Below are 16,694 nucleotides of genomic sequence, written 5' to 3' on the forward strand. Positions count from 1 at the left end.
CGAATACGGCCGTTTTCCTGTAGTGCTAGAAGCCCGCCATCACCCCGCGGCGGGCTTCACTTTTAAGATGTCAGATTGGCTTTGGACTTCAGCAGGTGGCGCCGGGCGTAGGCCATTGCGCGAGCCTGCAGCTTTTCAGAACATGATTGATCCTTATGGCCAGGTTAGAGCGTCTAAGATTGCCTTCATGCCTTCAACAGTTCCGGCAGCTTCAACCTCAGCCTTGGCGCTGAGACGAACGGACTCAATCGCCGCACCGATCTGCTGCCATTGGGTAAACGCCGTGTTGACGACCATGGCAACTTCACCGAGCGTCGGAGCAGTGATCCCGACTTCGGCCAGGATCAACGGGTAGTCGCTGTCCATAGGGGTGCCGGCCATCGCAGCCGCGATCCACGCTTTCGCCTCGCTTGCCTTCTGCATGTAGGTCATCGCCTGACCAGACCCGAGGGTGATGTACTTGCTGCGCTCAAACTCGGCCAGGCCATCTATGTTGGCCTTGTAATTTGCCTTGGACTGTTCGAAGGTCGGTTCCGGGGGCTCCTCCTCTTCTTCCTCCGGCTCAGGATCGACAACAGCAAAGCCCCCATCAATCTTGATGAGCTTGCCTGATATCATCCCAGCCAAGGCTTCAGCGTACTGGGCCTCAGTGATCTGGATGCCGCCTTCAATTTCGTCGGTCGACACCATGTCGTTCTTGGCGTAGGGCATTATGCGATCCTCATGTAATATTCTGCGGCCACGTTGCGCATACGGGTCTCGTTGTCGACGCGTGGAGTGCCGTTCGTGCCGTCTGTTACTGGGCCGCCTGTCGTCTTTGTAACGGTCCCGGAGTTGCCGCCCACCGATCCTGCGCCGGTAGGAGCTGACGACTCAATCAAAACTTGGTGCCTATGGCCTTGAACGGCATCATCCTGGAGCGTGCCGGCAACCGTTCCCGGTCGCATGATGCGCCCCTCCGTGTTCAGCAGCCTAACCACCACACCATTCAAAGCAGAGCCGGCAAGGCTGACGGTGGCGGTTGCCACAACCAGAGGAGCAGAACCTGTGACACTTTCGGACGTCAACAGGCCGTTGTTGTAACCACCTACCCCCGTAAGACCGGCGGTCAAGAGAATGTATTTACCGCGACCGGTGGTGTTGTTTGGTGTTGAGATGCCGGCCAATCCAAGGTTGACAGGGAAAGGGACGCCAATGGGCTGGAAAGCGAAAGGATCGCCAATGATCCAGTTGAAGAAGTTGGCGAGCGTCACGCGCTTCAAGACGAATGTGCCGGCGCTGTCATTGACGGTTATCTCGTCAGCGCTGACGGGAAGGGCCTTGGCCGTGAGGCCATGGAACTTGGAGCCGATCCAAGTGAAGAGATTGGCGAACGTCACCCTGCCCAGAACGGCTCCGGCACTGTTGTAGATCGGTGCCTCATCCGCATCCACCGGCGTCACCTTGCTGGGGGCTCCGTGGAACCAACCAGCAAGCTTGTCCTTTGCAAATTCCACGATCTGAGCAACCGTGAGATATACGGTGAGGCCGCCAAGCATGGCCGGCACACGATGATCTACGGATGGGATGCTCGTCGATGGAAGGTCTTCGACCTCTATGCGTTCGTCTGCCATTTGGATGGTGTCCTCACGCGATCAATGTTGCGGAAAGCTGAATCGAGAACGTTCTCGATGTCGGGGTGGTCTCATTGGTATCGATGGTCCCGATTGGGCTGAAGTTGTAGCGAGTCACGCCTGCGGTTGCTGTCCCGGTGTTGTCCGTGGCCGATCCAGCGAGTACCAATGCTGGCTCCTCCGGCACCTTAAGTAGGACGGTGCTGTACCCAACTCGGGCCATGTGTCCGGTCGCTTTCGGGGTCCGGGCCCAGTTGATCGGGATAGACGTGTAGGCGACCACCCAGTTGCCGATAGAGGTGGTAACGCGAGTGAGCGTTTGAATGTCGAGGATCAGGTTGGTCAACCGGTCCTTGTTCACCAGATTGGTAATCGTCGGAACGTTCGAGGAGTTGGTAATGACGCGTGCCACCAGCATGTCGTCGTAGGTGCTGTCGAACCTGGAGTCTGTCTCGGCCACGACGGCGGGGTTGTAGACGTTGTTCGCCAGATCCTTCAGCGTGAACCCGTCGGTTGGGTTCCAGCGGATGTGGTAAGTCTTGCTGGCATCGGTCGCGAAGTCCGTCTGGACCGTGGTCAGAGGGAAGATTCCACGATGCTGGAACGAGACACCGGCGGGGATACGCACCTGGCCCGTGGCCGGCGACGTCACACCGAAGTGTCCGTTGGTGTTCAGGACCTCGGGGAAAATCGGCAGCCGGGCCCTAGCCTGCGCGGTCAGCAGATATGCGGACGTGTCGGCGTTCCCCGTCGCGGCTGCGATGAGCGCCTGGATGGCCTGCAGCAGCTGCGTCATGCTGGCATTCGACTGCGATATGCCAGCAGAATTGATGACGGCGCCTATCTCGGCTTGGATTGCCCAGAACATCCCGTTGAACAGGGGTAGAGAGGCAGGCCCGCAACCAAAGCCGTTGGCCTGTTCATCGGTCGTAGGAAAACGGCGCTCGCCACTATCGGCAAACGGTAGATCGAAATCAGCCATGTGATGGTTTCCCTCAGCAGGAATAGGGTTTCAGGTCGAGTTCACACATCCAGTCAGCGCCGCGTGTCAGCGGACCGGTGACGATGAAATCATCATTTTCGGTGTCAAAGAGCTCGCCATTCTCGGTCGACAGGATCGCCCCGTCGGTGAGCCAATCCTCGCAGAAGCTGCCCCACCCCTCCCCGAAGCCGAACACCTTGAAGGTGCCGAAGTGCCAACGGGTGACGACGCCCGGCGCGATCGGGAGCACCCTCGGGATGATCTGGAGAATTGCCGTCTCGTCTTCGCTAAGCTCGCGGAAAGGCGCCAGCACCACGCGACCGTGGCCGTAGTCCAAAACCGTTGCGGTTGGCCCATAGATGGCCTGCAGGGCGGCGGTCAGGTCCTCGATGCCATATCGTGCCTGCATCTGGTAGGAGCGCGAGATCAGCAACTTCCGATACATCGCATCGTCATTGATGCAGATCTCGGAGACGCCATCCTCGCCGCAGCCTTCCCATGAGCCATCCTGGCAAAAGCCAACAATCGCTCCCAGCGCTGGTTCGTTCTCGCAGGCAAACCCAAACACCGGCTGGGCGTCACAGACACAGTGGCAGCGCGGGAAACCCATTCGCTTGCCAACTAGGGTCAACTGATCTCCGACGGCGCTCTGTAGGTCGAAGTAGGCCGGCATGTCGCAGATTGCGGCATGGATGTTTGCTATCTGCCGCACATAGGTGCGGATGACGTGAAGCAGCTTCGGGCTCTCACGATATTGCGTCAGAACCCGGTTCGCGCCGGCTTCGACAAACACGTCTTCATCAATGCAAGGCATCAGACCACCGTCACCGTGACATCATCGGGTGAAAGAGACGCCCGTTCGATGAACGCGATATCAACCGCGACATTGAGTGCCGGCTGCAATCCGTCTCGATTGCCGAGGATCGAGACCACCTCGACGTTCGAGAAGGAGCTCTCGATGATCGACCGGACCCGATAGTAGGATACGTCGTCGCCATTCAGGAGATAGAGCGAGCTGATCAGCGCCGCCTTGATCGCGCTTGCGGCGGGCGGCGGGCACCCGAGGGCATCCTTGAACGTCCGCACGGTCACCGTCAGCTCGATCGGAACATCGATGGGGCGCAGGATGCGGAAAGTCCGGCAGTAGCCATCGATCACGCTCTCAATGTTCGTCGTGCCGAAAACTGTGACCCCAGGGACGATATAGCGACGGATCGCAGCGGCGATCTCGTCTTCGCTTCCCCCGGTGACAGCGATGCAGACCGAGCCAGGCGGCATGCCATTGTCGTCGATGGCATCCGTGTCGTTGACCCAAACGTGACTGTAGGTCACGCCTTCGATCTGGGCGACGGCACGACCGATGTCCTGAAGGTCGATACGGGCCTGTCCCTGATTGGTAATAGCCTGCCGGAAGGTCTCGTCGGTGTCTTCTCCCGATCGCGTCATGAGGCGCAGCGAAGCGAGCGTATCGAGCCGAGTTCCCTCGGCCTGGTCTGGATCATAGGACTGGTAGATGTCCTCGGCGTTCTCCCATTCCTTCGACAACGCCTCGGCGAAGATGCCGTTGATCTGGCCAAGCGGGCTCTGTGGTGTCTGGATAGCGCCAGGACCGAATTCGGTGATGACGGCAGCCTCGATCTCAGCAAGGATGATCGTCAGAGGCTTGCGAACGAAGCCTGTCGACTGAACGCCGTAGTCGGTCATACCTGCACCTCAGTATCGAAGATTGTGCCCACCTCGACCGATCGGATGATCAGGCCGCGCGTGGTGCGATCAAAGGCGACCGAGAACGATGTGATCTCGGTGACGCCATCGGTATTCAGGATCTCCGCCTTGATGACGGATTCGGCGAGCGCCGGGTCGTAAGTCTGGCCGAGGATCTGATCGAGCCAGGGCACGCCGGCGGTGGTGTCAAGGAACCACTCGCCCGAGAACGTGGAAAGGCGCTGGCGTGCGTGTTGGCCCACGGCCTCAGCATCTGCAACCGTGGCCAGATTGCCGTCGGCGGTCAAATACAGGTCGTTGGTGGTCTGATCGATCGCCAGACCGAAGCGAACCGCTGTCATATCTGCATCGCCCTCAGTTTGCCGGCAATGGCTGCCAGCTCGTCGCCGATCTCGTCATAGCGCGGCGAGTGGTTCAGGCCTTCGGTTCCGAGCTTCTTGAAGCCTTCTGACGTGAGCTCGACGTGCTGGATGAGTATGTCATAGACGTCACCCTCGCTCCCCTGCAGCGCGATCTTGCCGTCCGGCGAGCCCTTGAGACCGAACTGACCGTCCGCACTGAAACGAATGTGGGTGTTCTCAGGATCGACGTTCGCCAGAGGCGTCGAGACACTGTCGCCGCCAACGATCGTGGCTCTCATGTCGGCCAAGCTGTATGACCTCCGGTCGGTCGGGGCGCCGTCGCCGTTGTCGTCATAACCTTCCATGCTGCGCATCATAGGTGTCAGCATGACCTTCGACCCCGCAGGGATCGGGAAGGTTATGCCAGCACTGCCCGTGCGGGGGAGATCGACGGGCACCTCATAGAGCTGAGGCATAGTGACCGGCTGCCCGTTGTGGATCGGCTTGTAGAGGGGCTGAACGGTCGCCGTCTGGCTTTCGGGATCGAAAGAAACGATCTCGCCGGGGATTGGCCCCCATCTATTTTCGCGGTCAGACTGGATTTGCCGGCCGACCACATCGCGCGGCTGGTTGGTGCGCTTACCAAGAAGGCCCGTCATTTCGGTAATCCTTGATCCACCTTGCCGCCTTTAACGGCCTCGCACTCCAACGCCATCTGAAAAGCACCTGTCCCGTTGTCGCCCGAGAACGTGACCTCCGAGACGCGATACATCCCGTCCGCAGCGTTCATCTCCAATGTTTCGCTTTTGACCTGAACCCGGCGGTTCGGCCTGACTTCCGGGTTCAGCATGGCTGTCACGCGAACACCATTATCAGTGATGGTCGGGGCTCCTATCATCCCCGTTTCAGGAGTGATCAAGACAACGCCACCGATAACGCCATCACCGGGGACGATCTCGAGGACCTCGTTCTGTGACGACCAGTAGAAGCCATGACCCCGGCCAAGAGTATCCATCTCGTCGGAGCAGAGGCCACATACGGCATAAGGTCGCTTGAAGGTCTTTTCCTTCATGTCGTCTGGGAGTTTCCATTCTCCGCGGCTTATCCCTTGCTTTTCCATCTCCGAGTAGATGTCGTCGAGGACATCACCAACCCGGGTCCCCTTCTGGTATGACTTCGAGATGGTCGCCTTCCGCAGGGCTTTCGCACCATCCCCACACGTGATTGTCGTGAGGGTGTCCTGCTCTTCCCGAGTATGCTGCACGTCTCGCACAGCACCCTTGAAGATAATTCCGACGTTCCCGCCACCCTCGGGCGGCAGATAGCCGGCCTCGAGGGTGATGTTGTCGAACACCTTGCCAATACTGTTTCGATGGCTTTCCGACAGGTTGTAGATCGTGATCGTCGCGCTGTTGGCCGAGCTGGAGATATCACGCGTCACATCAAACGCGATCCGCATCTCGTGAAGGTTGATCCCGCCCGGGTTCACCACGAGACCGCCGTTGAACGATGCCCGAACTTTTCTCAGGTATTGCCGCATCAGGCAGCCGCCTCGACTTCCTCATCGGACGCCTGAAACAGTTTGACAGTCCCAGCCGGCAGCGCAACTCGGTCAGGGACCGCCCCTGGCGTGACGGCTACAGCGAAGATCATACCGAGGCCGAGATTGAACGGCTTGAGGAGATCGACACCAGTGACGATGCGGCGGCCAGTCAAGACCGGCAGATTGTCGATCGAGAGATCAAACGACCAGCGGTCGACAGTCGTGTTGTATCGAAGCCTGATCGTCACCCGGCGGCCGTTAATGATCGTTCCGAACTGCTGGTCAGCATAGTCGACGACGTTGAAAACATTCATCTCGCAATGCCTCCAGTGATTGCCTTCAGAAACGTCTGGTTGGCAGGGGCTGTCGTTACGCCCGCATCTCCTCTTTGCTGCGTCGCCGTTGCCCTGTCTGCTGTGGAGGCGTCGCCGGAACGCTCCGTTGAGGGCGGCGCTGCTCGGGTGCTTTTTTTGCCACCAGCCTTGCCACGCTCTCCTGTCGAATCCCCAGCTGGATCCGCTGCGTATGAGGTGCTGACGATAATCACTTCTTGCAGATCGCAACGGCAGCGCAGGATGCGTGAGAACTGGGCGTCCCGGTCAGCGTCAATCCGCTTGATCAGCAAGTTGCTATAGACCGTCAGTCCGGTGACGAGAGTAAAGGGAACACGAGTTTCCTGAAAGGCCACCAGGGCTGCATACGTGGCAGCTGCGCCGCTGTCCGCTACGTCCAAAGTCAGCCGCTTCGGTGCGACAACCGCATGGTCGGTGACCTTGGCGCCCGTCTCGATAGGGATCTCGGCGATGTCGAGCTCCGAGCTATGGCGTTCCGAGATGAAGCATTCGATCGGCACTGGGCCGATTGCACTTGAGAAGGCGATGACAGACATCAGAATTTCTCACCCTCTTCCCACCACGTTTTGCGGGCGCCAGCAGCAGCGCCGTTGCCGACTGCATTTCCGACAGCGGAACCGACCGCAGCCGTGGCGTTCTGGACACCGTTGACGTTGACCGGACCGACTTGGATGACCTGGCTTTGATTTCGGTTGTCATTCAACGGACCCGCGACGGCCCCCGATGAGCTATTGGTGCGCATGTTGGCAAGGTTGCCCTCCACGTTCTGCATCATCAGCTTCCAGTCGAGGGCATCTGGTGTCATCTGCTCCATGAGATCTTTTGGACGTGGCTGATCTACTACCGCAGCGCCGTTCATATAGATCCCGCCCATGCCTTCGACGTAGCCAGGCTTTGATTTGGGATTATCAGTGGCTTTGGTGTCCGCGACCTTCTGGTCCAACTTATCTTTCGCGAAACCCAAAGACTCCAGCCCGGATCTTGCGAGCCAAAAAGCCCCAGCGAAAGCTGCAAGCGACAGAACGAGCGGGTTGAGAGCCCCACTCAATCCGGTAATGGCAGTAACGGCGGCCGTGAGGCCTGCCGCGCCCGCCAGTGTTGATATAATGAGGCCCAGCTTGTCCGCGTCAATGCCTGTCAAATCAGACAGAGCCTTAGCGAAGTCCCCGATGACGCTGTCGCTGCCCTCAAACCATCCAAGCACTTCCTCAAGGATCAACAAACCGGAGAGAAAGGGAAACTTTACAGCGCCGATCAGGCCGAGACCGTAGGCGATAGCCTTAAAGGTGTTCGGGTTAGCGTCGACCCATTGAGACAGGAACTGAAAGTGCCTACGAAGACGATCAATCACGAAAACAGTTGCTTTGACGCCGCCTTCTAGGGCGGAACTTAACATCTTGGCGAACTTGTCGAGGGAGCCGTTCGAGCTCAATTCCCCGACGAAGTCGAGCAATCTGCCCAACTGGTTCTTGACTGCCTGGAAGAACCCAGCGTCTCCAACTTTTCGAAGGAACCCGGTCCAAGAGTCCCCGAGGTTCGAGACCATGCCGTTCCAGGTCTTCGACTGCCTCAGCATGGCGCCGTTGAAACGATCGCCAAAGTTCTCCTTGAGGAACTGGATGATCTCGGCGCTGTTCTTCTTGACGGTCTTGGACAGCGTTTTGCTGTTTTTCGTCCAGTTGAATGTCACCTTGTCGCCGGCAACCTGCGTTGTGATGCCGAACTCCTTCAGGCGTTCGAACTCTCCAGTGGCAGCATCGGCAATAGCCTCGACGCCCTGCATCAAGGTCTTGCCCATGGCGCTCGACGCATCCCCGACGGCTTCGAGAGCGCCAGTCGTTGGATCAATACCGTAAGACTTCAGGCGGACGAACGCCTCGGTGACCTCGCCGACCTCATAAGGGGTCTTGGCGCCGAACGTCGAGACCCAGTCCAGCGCCTTTTGCGCCTTTTCGGCGCTTCCCTCGATCGTCTCCAGCGTGGCCGCATAGCTTTCGAACTGGGCGGACGTGGTGATGACGGATCTCCCAAGTGCAGCTAAAGCACCGGCAGCAGCCGTCGCAGCCGCAGCGGCAAAGATGGTTATGCGCTTCGCCGTCTGATCAATCGACTGCTGAAATTTCTTCAGCTCGCCCTCGCCCTTGGTCTCATAACCAAGGATCGCGATTAGTTCGTCAACGATCATAGATTGAAATCCTGCTTGATCGCAGCCAAATTAAAGCAGCGAATCCTTGGGGAGAGACATGAACCGATTTCTTGCTAGTACACTGTCCACGCTGAACGCTCTCTACGCGCTCGCGATCATGCTTTTCTGCGTTGTGTACGGCGGTACTGCAGGGCAACCGACCGGCAGCTTGAGCGTGAGTGGCGCAGTGTTAGGCGTGCTCGTCGGGCTGGTCGCATCGTCTATGTTCTGCGGCTTCGTAGCATTCTTGAGCCTAATCGAAGGCCATCTTCGGTTTCTGACCGAGGCTGCCGAATACCAGAACAAGCTCGACAAGATGCGCGCTGAACGGGGGCAATAGCCCTACTCTCGGCCCGCCGCCTCGTGCATTGCTGCTTTGAGGTTGAGAAGTTCATGTGCGTCGAGGACATCGGTAAGCGTCACCCACGTCTGAAGGTCTCTCATGGAGTAGACGGGCGGCTCGGCTAAAACCGGCCGCCAGAGCCACATGTTTAGATTTGGAGCGACCTTGTCGATTTGGCGCTCACTCAGCCCTTTACCTTCGCCGCCCGGGCTCCACTCGCCAGGGCGCCGGAGAAAAAATCCCCGAATGTCTCCTTGAGAACGAAAGCTGCGACTGAAATCACCGAACTAAGGTGCTCGGAGAAATCACCATCAAGGTCGCACTGATCGTATTGGCCCGATGGACGCTTCACTTTTGCCAAGCTGATGATGTCCCCGACAAGAGAAACATACTCCTCAGGGGTCAGGCGAGAGAAGATATCGCCAAGCACGCCGATAACCTTCGCTCCGAGAACCTGCTTTTCTTCTGGACTCTGGGCAGAGGCGAGTTCGCCGATCAACGGCGGCAAAAGTTCGCCTGTGCCGCCCGCCGCGCGAAGCAGACGAGCCTGCAGATGAAGCGCTATGCTCGCGAGGGGCCGATCTACGCGGTATTCCCGGTTCCCAATCTTACGCTCAGCCATTGTTCGGGATCTCCGCGTTCCAGTCGGCAGTCCAGAGTACCCACTCACGAACGACGGCATTCTTGCCCTTGGAGTCGGTCGGCTTGGTCATGATGAACACCCGATCGGACGATCCGCCCTCATTCGATCCAGTATCGATGAACGAGAACGGAAAGGCCGCTGCAACGGAACCAAGAGCCTGCTGGCGCTTGTGCTTTTGCATGAGTAGGCGGTGTGTCGGGCTCGTGTGCTGCACTTTCACGCTGATCTGGGCGGATTTGTCTGCCGAGATCGAAAAAATGCCGGAGCCATCGGCACCAACAAGGCCCGTTCCTGCGTCTGCACCCTGAGTGACAACGATTGCGTCATCGCCATCCCAAAGGCCTTGAACGGTTTGTCCATCCAATGTCGCCGACACATTGATGAAGGAGTAAGCGGTGGAGTTTGCCATGTGTCAGCTCCTTAGAACGTCATGGTGTAGTTGATTACGGTGTAATGCACCGCGCCGGCGTAGCGGAACCGGACCGAGATCGCCGGAGCGATACGGGCTTTGCGCTGGCTTTCCGGCACATCGAACACCGATGGAACGGTGATCTCGACGGCTGGCGCATAGTCGCCGGTCTCAGGGTCGAGATCCAGTGCGACCAGACCTGCGCGGTTTGCCTGCTGCATGACCGTGCGAGCGGCTGAGGCAAGCGTCTGCATGCCGGCGTCGGTGAACGGCACCCGGGCGTTGTTGAGCAGGATGCCGAGGGCTTCCTCTTCGGTGCGGGCGATGATCCAGTCTGTGGTGTGGATCTCGTCGAGGAAGACGTTGGCCGTGAGCGTCGAGCCTTCGACAACGAAGTTGCGGCTGCCGATGTCGATGTAGGTGTTGGCCATGTGGCCGACCGATTCCGACTGGCCGACACCAGGCGTAAAGCCGGTGATCGCCGAGATCGCAGCAGAGCCGAGGTTGACCGCCTCGATGCCCTTCAGGTTCTTGAACTTCGCCGTGTAAGCGCTGTTGGCGTCATCGAAATTTCGTGTCGACATCCAGCCGGCCAGAGCCGCGGCTGGGAACATGGCAGCGTTGGGATGATAGAACACGCCAGACCGCTCGAACTCGCCCTTGTTGCGAGCGGCGATGGAGGTGGTGTCGCTCGGGGACTGTGTTGCAACCGCGTTGCTGTCGGAGATCAACAGCTTGTTCTTGGCTTCCGTCCAGGCGATCAGACCGTCGGTAGCCGCGATGTCGCGCAGCGTCGTGTCGTGCGTGATGAAATACCAGTCCTGGTCCGCATCATAGAGCGTGTTCAGCTCGGTCTGAAGCTCTGCGGCTGTCGGCGTAACATCGAGTGCGACAAAGCCGATCTTGATCTGCGTCGGGCGCGGGTTCTGCGAAAAGGCTGACAGAGCCGCCTTGTAGGCATCAGCCGTGGTCGCAAAGTCCGCCGCGACTTCCTCGATCGACGCATAGAGCTTCGTCCGGTGCGTGGCGTCGACTTTGCCAGTGACGGCGACGGTCGTGAGAATGAGTTCGGTTCCGAAACCGCGACGGCTCGGAAAGGCGTCGTTGCGCGACAGGGTCACGTTGACGACTCTGTTGTATGGGAGGATTGCCATCCTGCCGTCCTTTCGTGGTTGAAGTTGCTCAGCTGCGTGCGACGTCGAAGCTGCTTTCGTCGATGGTGTCGACAATGAAGCCGTCTCGCGTCAGCCCGCGGACGATGAAATCAAGCTGGGCGCGAGGCTCCCACTTGTTGTCGATGTATTCCGGCAGGTTCCTGATCTGCGACAGGTCGACAATCACGAGGCCCGGGAACATCGGCTCCATGACCTGGCGAAGCTTGGATGCCGAGACGATCGGGCGAAGGATGCCAGTCGGCTCGGAACCGTAGGCGTGGACCGAGAACCGCCACTCCGCCTCAATGACGGGCGCGGCGCTGATCTTGGTCTTGCCCTGAGTGTTCGGGAGGCCGGTGTCGGTGTACTCGACCACCTGCTCGTTCTGTCTCACCTGCGCGAAGCCAGTGAAGTTGACCATGATGTAAGGCAGCGCCGGAGCCTTCTTGCCTTCATGCGAGCGGATGGTCACGACATTGGCCACCGACGCGATCCAGCGCACTGCGGCGCTCCACACCTCATCATTGGTCATTTCGTCTTCCTGCCCAAAGCTGCGCGGTAGAAAGCGCCCTCGTCCCGCGGCCAGACATAGACCACGCGATAGTCGATGCTCTTGTGTGTCACGGTGTCGTCGAGAACGACTTCGGAGCGGCTCCACAGTAGCCATTGTGCTTCGGTCCGAACGCCCTCCGGCAGATCGCGAAGCTGGTTGCCGGTGGCCGGCTGGATCACTGCCTTGATCGGCGTGGTGGTCGGTGCACCCTCGATCGCCTTGCCTGTGTTCTGGTCGTAGCTGTCGGCCGCGCGCCGCGTCAGCGACATGCCGATCGCGCGCCGGTCTATTGCTCGCCCTGCGATGTTCATTGATCGACCTTGTATGTGACGGCACCGCGCATCTCGCCGTCGTCGATCAGCGGATTGCTCGAGCCTTTGAGCTTGACCGTCACTGGACTGTTCGGCGGTGACTGGAGTGACGTTATTTCCGCCTGGACATCGCCCTGAGCGAGGATGCCGAGCTTCGACAGGGCAGCCCGAAGCTGCGTCTTGCCGGTTAGGATCTTGGCAGCCGAAGAACGCAGCGCGTCCCGGTACTTGCCGCGGTTCTCTCGCACGGCGTTGCGCATGAACGGGCGCTCTGGGATAGGACCGCCCCAGCCGCCGCCAGATGCACCGCCGCGCGTGCCGAACTCGTTCCACACCGCCTTGTTGATGTTGTCCTGATCCGCCTCGCCGGCCGGAAACCCGACCTTGACCTGCTTCGGACCACGAAGAGACTTGCCGAGATCGGCATAGACCGACCCGACGACCTTGCGCTTGACGCCGATGGTGAACATCAGACGACCGCGATGGCCGGGAAGTTGCGGCGAAGCAGTTCGAGATACTGCTGCCCGTAGAAGGTCGAGGCGTAGGCTGAGAGGGTCGAACCGCCAGCGCCTGAGGAACTCGGCGTTGCGAACTCGGTCTCGACATCGCCGACCTTGTCCCGCTTGACGGTGCCAGTACCGGCCGTCGCGCCGGATGCGCCGTCTTCGGTCCGCCCCGGCTCGCCTTCCATCGTCAGGATGTGAGCAGTGAGGAGCATTTGCGCGCGGGCGCGATCCTTCTCGACCCACGTCTCGCCGACGTCAGCGATGGCGTCATCGAGGACGAGCTGCACCAGCGCATCCGAGACCGCCGTGAATTCTGGATAGCGGGCCTTAAACGTTGCTGGCGTTGGTGTCTGATACGCCATCGTTTCCGCCCTTCTTCTTCGACTTTGCCTTCGGTTCTTCCTCGTCGACGACCTCGATCAGCTTGGCGCTGAGAAGCGAGCGAGCGGAGTCCGAATGCTGCAGAACATGCCAGCGATGAAAGTTTGCCGTCCTGCCCGGTTGAATGGTCGTTCCACCAATCGTTACGGGGACATCGGCAAGGTTTTTGACGTTGGACATCTTTCGCCTCCGTTAGGGAAACCCCGGCCGTCACCAGCCGGGGATAAGGATCGATTAGGAGGCGAGCTTCGCGTCGATCAGCTCTTTGAGCTTCACGTTCGAGATGTTGCCTGGATATTCGAGACCGAGTTCGGCGGCCTGCTTCTTGAGCTCGTCCCGCTCGGAGGGCGTGTCGTCCGCCTTCTGCTTGGCGTCGCCCTTGAGCTTTTCCAGTTCGGCATCGCGTGCGGCGAGCTGCTTCTTGAGCTCGTCGAGCTCAGACGTATCAGCGGCAGTTGCCTTGAGTGCGGGACCGCCTGACGCTCCCGGGTTGTCGGTATAAGAGCCCTCGACAGCGAACCAGCCTGCAGCTTCGATATGCTGCTGCTCGCGGGCATAGACCTCTGCCTCGACGGACTGGCCGGGATCGACGAGAACCGGACCAGAGATGGCGTTCAGGCCGCGCGGGCCTGCCTGGGTGTTGGTGAACTTCATGGTTTGATCTCCTCAGATGCCGTCGAGGTAGCGAACAGACTTCGGCCGGCGGATGTCGACGCCTCCGAGACGGAAAATGCCCGGAACGTCGAACTTGAGAGGTCCGGTCTGCCAGGCCGGCAGGAACCGGAACGGCATTGGCATGTGAAATTTCAGGACCTCGGGCGACCGGCGGTAGGCAACCATGCGCTTCGTGCTCGATGCGCCTGCCGTGTCGAGGTAGCCGAACATGCCGCGGATGGTCAGCGGCTGGCCGGTCGTGAGGGTGTAGATGTTGTTCTTCTGGATCCACTCCAGGATCGTGGTCTGGTTGACCGAGTCAATCCGGCGAGTGGAGATGTCGAGCAACACCGAATACGGAAACAGCAGCGTGTCCGCAATTTCCGCTCCGAGCGTACCAGTGAAGATGCCTGTGAGCTGGCCATTCACATCCCGGAGGATCTGATCCGGCGTCTTGCTGGCAAAGGTCGTTGCCGAGCCAGTGCCGTCTGCCGGCGCCGTGGTGGCTGTCGGCGTGCTGGCATTGACCAGACCGGTCAACCCCTTTGCGGTATCGCCCACAAAGGCGACTGCATCGATTTTCTCCTCAGCAACCCGGCGTGCGAGAGAAGCCTTGTCCGGTGTCAGGTTCATCCCGAGAAGCTGGGCGGTGCCAAGCTCTTCGAGATTGTACCCGTAGCCGATCGCCGCCATGCTGACGCCGGTTTCGAACTTCTCGCGGGTCAGTTCGACCTTCGGCACGTCGTGGGCGTTGCCATTGAACCACTGCGCCTGGCCGACCCCGTCCATCGAGAAGTAGGTGACGGACTGAATCCATTCCGGCGCCGAGGTGTCGACGGGGACCAGGCCTGGGTACTGAATGTCTTGGTACCTGATCGCGTAGACCGTCGGCTCGATCAACGAGGCCTGACGGATAAGGAAGCTCATCGCGACTTGCTGAGCGTCCTGCATGATGTGTGCGTTCATTGTCGATCGCTCCTGTTAGCCGAGACGCAGAGCAGCGAGGCCGGCACCAGCGGTGCTGGTATCCCACTGAGCGCCTGCGATGAGGGTGTTGGACGTCGAGACGTTGGTCAGGACGCCAGTGGCCGGCACGTAGTAGACGGGATCGCCAACCGCGACCGCGACCGAGGCCTGCACGACGATGACGCCCTTCTTCATCAGGGCGACATTCGAGTATTGCTCGTACTTGCCGGTGGGCTGCGTCGTGTCGAGCACCGCGATACCAGTGAACTTGACCGTGGCTTCGGAGTCCACGACCTGGATGTCGGCAGTGCCCTGCACGCCGACCTTGCCGAAGCCGATACCTTCAACGTCTTCCGCGACGCGGGTGACGATGTCGTTCGGCTCCATGTTGAGGACCATGCCCTCGATCCAGCGGGCGTGCTGGGCTGCATAGGTGGTCTGAACTGCTGGCATTATGCTGCTCCCTTCGACTGGTTGCCCATCCAAGCCGAGGCCATGTCAGTGACCATGGAGGAGTGAGCGGCGTTGACGTTGGTCGGGTCGGTCGGCTTGAGGCCATCCTTGACGACGGTGGCGAACGGATCGGCCGTCTTCTTGGCGTCTTCGATGAGGAGATCGAAGCGAGCGTCGATGTAGGCCTCAGCCTTACCAGCGACAGCAGCGTCACCGACCTTGGCAACGACGACTGCCTTGCGGATATCGGCGTCGGAGAGACCGTCCGTCTTCACGTCCTTGGCGATTGCCTTGGCAACGGTGACGAGGTCGGCGCGAGCCTGCACTCGCTTGTCGAGATCGGCGTCGGAAAGGACCTTGGCCTTCAGGGCGTCGATTTCGGCATCCTTCTTGGCCATGGCGGCATCATTGGCAGCGAGTGCCGACTGATGGGCCTTCTCGGCGTCGGCGAACTTGGTGTTGGCATCAGCGAGCCGCGTCTGCAGCGTGCCGATAACCACAGCACCCTGGTCGGTTACTTCAACCGGGATGCCGTCGACGGTAACCGTCTTCAGGGTCATGATCTTTTCCTCTGTGGGTTTGTGATCAGGGGTGAAAGGGCTGACGCCCCAATTCGCACTGTCTCCAATGCGAGCTTGTGAACCCGCCCGCGCCGCATCGACGATCGCGAGGTGGTTGATCTTGATGTTGCGCTGGACAGCATCGAACTGCTGCCCGTCGTCGGTCGTGCCGGCAGTCCAGTCGAGCGAACACTCATAGCCCGCAGACAGCTGCCGCTTGCCAGCCTCGACGTCGCTGATGGCCACTGCATCTTTGAGGATCAGAGGAAGCCATACCCAGTCGCCGTCCTTCTTGGCGGCGGTGCTCACCTCGCCAACGGCCAGGTCCTTCCAGTTCGCGGAATTGACCGCGTCCTTAGGGTGATTGACCGTGACGGGCGCATGAGTGAACGACTGTAGGCTCGCGTCTGCGAAGACTTCCTCGGCAGGGCGATAGACGCGCACGATCTTCATATTCGGCTTGCCCACCTCGTCGCCCAGATAGAGCTGGATGCCGGTGCGGACGGCCTTTGCCTCCGCGACAAGATAGCCGTCTCCGGTCCGGCGCGTTCCCGCGACCGTTGCAGCGTCGGTGAATTTCATTATGGTACCTATCTTGATGAAGGGAGGCTCAGATGCTGGCTGAATTCAAGATCTGTGAGCGTGGAAAGCCCAATCACGTGGTTGGTCGAGTAACAGTGAAATCCGCCGGCCAAGTACTGGCCGACCAGCTATCCGAAGCGCGTCGCGCCGCGGTCAAGCAAGGCATCATCGAGGAAAGTGACGTCGACAAAGTCGATTTCATCCACATCGACAAACCGGGCTCAGGCCGGTAGCGTTGCCAATCTTCCCTTAAACCGTCAGAACATCTGCCATGACCGACGAACATTTCCGAGCGCTGCGGCAGTTGATCCTTGAGCAAAGTCTCAAGATCGAAGCCCTATCCGTCGAGGTCAGAGCGCTAAAGCGGGCTGTCGAGACAACAGAGGTCGTCTTCGTCGAAGATGAACGCATGACCTCCGATGATCTGGAAGATTTGC

The 16,694-nt window shown here is 59.6% G+C and carries 25 protein-coding genes; 2 read left to right on the forward strand and 23 right to left on the reverse strand.

The annotated features are described in order from the left end of the window. Positions 1-153 precede the first annotated feature (153 nt). Genes ASC97_RS13885 through ASC97_RS13935 form a run of 11 tightly spaced genes read right to left on the reverse strand, consistent with a single transcriptional unit; the run spans position 154 to position 8,742 of the window. Positions 154-711, reverse strand: a complete 558-nt coding sequence (locus tag ASC97_RS13885; protein WP_057468894.1) for a hypothetical protein — start codon at positions 709-711, stop codon at positions 154-156. Further along, the gene (locus ASC97_RS13890) at positions 711-1,613 is read right to left on the reverse strand and encodes a hypothetical protein (RefSeq protein ID WP_057468895.1); all 903 of its coding nucleotides are present in this window, start codon (positions 1,611-1,613) and stop codon (positions 711-713) included. The genes ASC97_RS13885 and ASC97_RS13890 overlap by 1 nt, the downstream gene beginning before the upstream one ends. Positions 1,614-1,626: 13 nt before the next feature. Then, a complete protein-coding gene (locus ASC97_RS13895; RefSeq protein WP_057468896.1) occupies positions 1,627-2,595 on the reverse strand; it encodes a hypothetical protein in 969 nt (322 codons plus the stop codon). A 13-nt stretch (positions 2,596-2,608) separates the two neighbouring features. Continuing rightward, a complete protein-coding gene (locus tag ASC97_RS13900; protein ID WP_057468897.1) occupies positions 2,609-3,409 on the reverse strand; it encodes a DUF2612 domain-containing protein in 801 nt (266 codons plus the stop codon). Continuing rightward, complete coding sequence (locus ASC97_RS13905) at positions 3,409-4,299, reverse strand: hypothetical protein (RefSeq protein WP_057468898.1); 891 nt, start codon at positions 4,297-4,299, stop codon at positions 3,409-3,411. Before ASC97_RS13905 ends, ASC97_RS13900 begins: the two co-directional genes overlap by 1 nt. Continuing rightward, the gene (locus tag ASC97_RS13910) at positions 4,296-4,661 is read right to left on the reverse strand and encodes a hypothetical protein (protein ID WP_057468899.1); all 366 of its coding nucleotides are present in this window, start codon (positions 4,659-4,661) and stop codon (positions 4,296-4,298) included. The genes ASC97_RS13905 and ASC97_RS13910 overlap by 4 nt, the downstream gene beginning before the upstream one ends. Beyond that, positions 4,658-5,320, reverse strand: a complete 663-nt coding sequence (locus ASC97_RS13915; protein ID WP_057468900.1) for a Gp138 family membrane-puncturing spike protein — start codon at positions 5,318-5,320, stop codon at positions 4,658-4,660. The genes ASC97_RS13910 and ASC97_RS13915 overlap by 4 nt, the downstream gene beginning before the upstream one ends. Then, on the reverse strand, positions 5,317-6,201 hold the full coding sequence (locus tag ASC97_RS13920) for a phage protein (protein WP_057468901.1): 885 nt from the start codon (positions 6,199-6,201) through the stop codon (positions 5,317-5,319). Before ASC97_RS13920 ends, ASC97_RS13915 begins: the two co-directional genes overlap by 4 nt. Then, the gene (locus ASC97_RS13925; RefSeq protein WP_057468902.1) at positions 6,201-6,518 is read right to left on the reverse strand and encodes a phage baseplate plug family protein; all 318 of its coding nucleotides are present in this window, start codon (positions 6,516-6,518) and stop codon (positions 6,201-6,203) included. The genes ASC97_RS13920 and ASC97_RS13925 overlap by 1 nt, the downstream gene beginning before the upstream one ends. After that, entirely contained in the window at positions 6,515-7,093 is a 579-nt protein-coding gene (locus ASC97_RS13930) for a phage baseplate protein (protein WP_057468903.1), read from the reverse strand. Before ASC97_RS13930 ends, ASC97_RS13925 begins: the two co-directional genes overlap by 4 nt. Next, positions 7,093-8,742, reverse strand: a complete 1,650-nt coding sequence (locus ASC97_RS13935) for a tape measure protein (RefSeq protein WP_057468904.1) — start codon at positions 8,740-8,742, stop codon at positions 7,093-7,095. Before ASC97_RS13935 ends, ASC97_RS13930 begins: the two co-directional genes overlap by 1 nt. 58 nt (positions 8,743-8,800) lie before the next feature. Between ASC97_RS13935 and ASC97_RS13940 the strand changes: the two genes are divergently transcribed. Beyond that, the gene (locus ASC97_RS13940) at positions 8,801-9,082 is read left to right on the forward strand and encodes a hypothetical protein (RefSeq protein WP_057468905.1); all 282 of its coding nucleotides are present in this window, start codon (positions 8,801-8,803) and stop codon (positions 9,080-9,082) included. 187 nt (positions 9,083-9,269) lie between these two features. Here the strand turns inward: ASC97_RS13940 and ASC97_RS13945 are convergent, their stop codons facing one another. From ASC97_RS13945 to ASC97_RS14000, 12 genes are read right to left on the reverse strand one after another with little or no spacing between them, the layout of a single operon-like run. Beyond that, positions 9,270-9,707, reverse strand: a complete 438-nt coding sequence (locus tag ASC97_RS13945) for a phage tail assembly chaperone (RefSeq protein WP_057468906.1) — start codon at positions 9,705-9,707, stop codon at positions 9,270-9,272. After that, on the reverse strand, positions 9,700-10,137 hold the full coding sequence (locus ASC97_RS13950) for a phage structural protein (RefSeq protein WP_057468907.1): 438 nt from the start codon (positions 10,135-10,137) through the stop codon (positions 9,700-9,702). Before ASC97_RS13950 ends, ASC97_RS13945 begins: the two co-directional genes overlap by 8 nt. An 11-nt stretch (positions 10,138-10,148) precedes the next feature. Next, positions 10,149-11,291, reverse strand: a complete 1,143-nt coding sequence (locus ASC97_RS13955) for a DUF3383 family protein (protein WP_057468908.1) — start codon at positions 11,289-11,291, stop codon at positions 10,149-10,151. 28 nt (positions 11,292-11,319) lie between these two features. Then, positions 11,320-11,823, reverse strand: coding sequence for a phage neck terminator protein (locus ASC97_RS13960; protein ID WP_057468909.1), 504 nt, complete (start codon positions 11,821-11,823; stop codon positions 11,320-11,322). Beyond that, positions 11,820-12,155, reverse strand: coding sequence for a hypothetical protein (locus ASC97_RS13965; RefSeq protein ID WP_057468910.1), 336 nt, complete (start codon positions 12,153-12,155; stop codon positions 11,820-11,822). The genes ASC97_RS13960 and ASC97_RS13965 overlap by 4 nt, the downstream gene beginning before the upstream one ends. Beyond that, on the reverse strand, positions 12,152-12,625 hold the full coding sequence (locus tag ASC97_RS13970) for a hypothetical protein (RefSeq protein WP_057468911.1): 474 nt from the start codon (positions 12,623-12,625) through the stop codon (positions 12,152-12,154). Before ASC97_RS13970 ends, ASC97_RS13965 begins: the two co-directional genes overlap by 4 nt. Then, entirely contained in the window at positions 12,625-13,023 is a 399-nt protein-coding gene (locus ASC97_RS13975; protein ID WP_057468912.1) for a DUF4054 domain-containing protein, read from the reverse strand. Before ASC97_RS13975 ends, ASC97_RS13970 begins: the two co-directional genes overlap by 1 nt. Continuing rightward, positions 12,989-13,222 (reverse strand): hypothetical protein, encoded by a 234-nt coding sequence (locus ASC97_RS13980; RefSeq protein WP_057468913.1) that lies wholly within the window; start codon positions 13,220-13,222, stop codon positions 12,989-12,991. Before ASC97_RS13980 ends, ASC97_RS13975 begins: the two co-directional genes overlap by 35 nt. 54 nt (positions 13,223-13,276) lie before the next feature. Further along, a complete protein-coding gene (locus tag ASC97_RS13985) occupies positions 13,277-13,696 on the reverse strand; it encodes a hypothetical protein (RefSeq protein WP_057468914.1) in 420 nt (139 codons plus the stop codon). 12 nt (positions 13,697-13,708) lie between these two features. Next, entirely contained in the window at positions 13,709-14,662 is a 954-nt protein-coding gene (locus ASC97_RS13990) for a DUF2184 domain-containing protein (protein WP_057468915.1), read from the reverse strand. A gap of 15 nt (positions 14,663-14,677) precedes the next feature. Next, positions 14,678-15,115 (reverse strand): structural cement protein Gp24, encoded by a 438-nt coding sequence (locus ASC97_RS13995; protein ID WP_057468916.1) that lies wholly within the window; start codon positions 15,113-15,115, stop codon positions 14,678-14,680. Beyond that, positions 15,115-16,257, reverse strand: a complete 1,143-nt coding sequence (locus ASC97_RS14000) for a DUF2213 domain-containing protein (protein WP_057468917.1) — start codon at positions 16,255-16,257, stop codon at positions 15,115-15,117. Before ASC97_RS14000 ends, ASC97_RS13995 begins: the two co-directional genes overlap by 1 nt. A gap of 32 nt (positions 16,258-16,289) precedes the next feature. Here ASC97_RS14000 and ASC97_RS14005 point away from each other — a divergent pair, with 32 nt between their 5' ends. After that, on the forward strand, positions 16,290-16,490 hold the full coding sequence (locus tag ASC97_RS14005; protein ID WP_057468918.1) for a hypothetical protein: 201 nt from the start codon (positions 16,290-16,292) through the stop codon (positions 16,488-16,490). Positions 16,491-16,694: the final 204 nt, after the last annotated feature.

The sequence above is a fragment of the Rhizobium sp. Root1203 genome, from assembly GCF_001424945.1.
In the GTDB taxonomy this organism is placed as follows: Bacteria; Pseudomonadota; Alphaproteobacteria; order Rhizobiales; family Rhizobiaceae; genus Rhizobium.

Bases quoted from the DNA above. Each gene is read 5' to 3' on its own strand.
- ASC97_RS13885 (WP_057468894.1), bottom strand. From the start codon at position 711: ATGCCCTACGCCAAGAACGACATGGTGTCGACCGACGAAATTGAAGGC.
- ASC97_RS13890 (WP_057468895.1), bottom strand. From the start codon at position 1,613: ATGGCAGACGAACGCATAGAGGTCGAAGACCTTCCATCGACGAGCATC.
- ASC97_RS13895 (WP_057468896.1), bottom strand. From the start codon at position 2,595: ATGGCTGATTTCGATCTACCGTTTGCCGATAGTGGCGAGCGCCGTTTT.
- ASC97_RS13900 (WP_057468897.1), bottom strand. From the start codon at position 3,409: ATGCCTTGCATTGATGAAGACGTGTTTGTCGAAGCCGGCGCGAACCGG.
- ASC97_RS13905 (WP_057468898.1), bottom strand. From the start codon at position 4,299: ATGACCGACTACGGCGTTCAGTCGACAGGCTTCGTTCGCAAGCCTCTG.
- ASC97_RS13910 (WP_057468899.1), bottom strand. From the start codon at position 4,661: ATGACAGCGGTTCGCTTCGGTCTGGCGATCGATCAGACCACCAACGAC.
- ASC97_RS13915 (WP_057468900.1), bottom strand. From the start codon at position 5,320: ATGACGGGCCTTCTTGGTAAGCGCACCAACCAGCCGCGCGATGTGGTC.
- ASC97_RS13920 (WP_057468901.1), bottom strand. From the start codon at position 6,201: ATGCGGCAATACCTGAGAAAAGTTCGGGCATCGTTCAACGGCGGTCTC.
- ASC97_RS13925 (WP_057468902.1), bottom strand. From the start codon at position 6,518: ATGAATGTTTTCAACGTCGTCGACTATGCTGACCAGCAGTTCGGAACG.
- ASC97_RS13930 (WP_057468903.1), bottom strand. From the start codon at position 7,093: ATGTCTGTCATCGCCTTCTCAAGTGCAATCGGCCCAGTGCCGATCGAA.
- ASC97_RS13935 (WP_057468904.1), bottom strand. From the start codon at position 8,742: ATGATCGTTGACGAACTAATCGCGATCCTTGGTTATGAGACCAAGGGC.
- ASC97_RS13940 (WP_057468905.1), top strand. From the start codon at position 8,801: ATGAACCGATTTCTTGCTAGTACACTGTCCACGCTGAACGCTCTCTAC.
- ASC97_RS13945 (WP_057468906.1), bottom strand. From the start codon at position 9,707: ATGGCTGAGCGTAAGATTGGGAACCGGGAATACCGCGTAGATCGGCCC.
- ASC97_RS13950 (WP_057468907.1), bottom strand. From the start codon at position 10,137: ATGGCAAACTCCACCGCTTACTCCTTCATCAATGTGTCGGCGACATTG.
- ASC97_RS13955 (WP_057468908.1), bottom strand. From the start codon at position 11,291: ATGGCAATCCTCCCATACAACAGAGTCGTCAACGTGACCCTGTCGCGC.
- ASC97_RS13960 (WP_057468909.1), bottom strand. From the start codon at position 11,823: ATGACCAATGATGAGGTGTGGAGCGCCGCAGTGCGCTGGATCGCGTCG.
- ASC97_RS13965 (WP_057468910.1), bottom strand. From the start codon at position 12,155: ATGAACATCGCAGGGCGAGCAATAGACCGGCGCGCGATCGGCATGTCG.
- ASC97_RS13970 (WP_057468911.1), bottom strand. From the start codon at position 12,625: ATGTTCACCATCGGCGTCAAGCGCAAGGTCGTCGGGTCGGTCTATGCC.
- ASC97_RS13975 (WP_057468912.1), bottom strand. From the start codon at position 13,023: ATGGCGTATCAGACACCAACGCCAGCAACGTTTAAGGCCCGCTATCCA.
- ASC97_RS13980 (WP_057468913.1), bottom strand. From the start codon at position 13,222: ATGTCCAACGTCAAAAACCTTGCCGATGTCCCCGTAACGATTGGTGGA.
- ASC97_RS13985 (WP_057468914.1), bottom strand. From the start codon at position 13,696: ATGAAGTTCACCAACACCCAGGCAGGCCCGCGCGGCCTGAACGCCATC.
- ASC97_RS13990 (WP_057468915.1), bottom strand. From the start codon at position 14,662: ATGAACGCACACATCATGCAGGACGCTCAGCAAGTCGCGATGAGCTTC.
- ASC97_RS13995 (WP_057468916.1), bottom strand. From the start codon at position 15,115: ATGCCAGCAGTTCAGACCACCTATGCAGCCCAGCACGCCCGCTGGATC.
- ASC97_RS14000 (WP_057468917.1), bottom strand. From the start codon at position 16,257: ATGAAATTCACCGACGCTGCAACGGTCGCGGGAACGCGCCGGACCGGA.
- ASC97_RS14005 (WP_057468918.1), top strand. From the start codon at position 16,290: ATGCTGGCTGAATTCAAGATCTGTGAGCGTGGAAAGCCCAATCACGTG.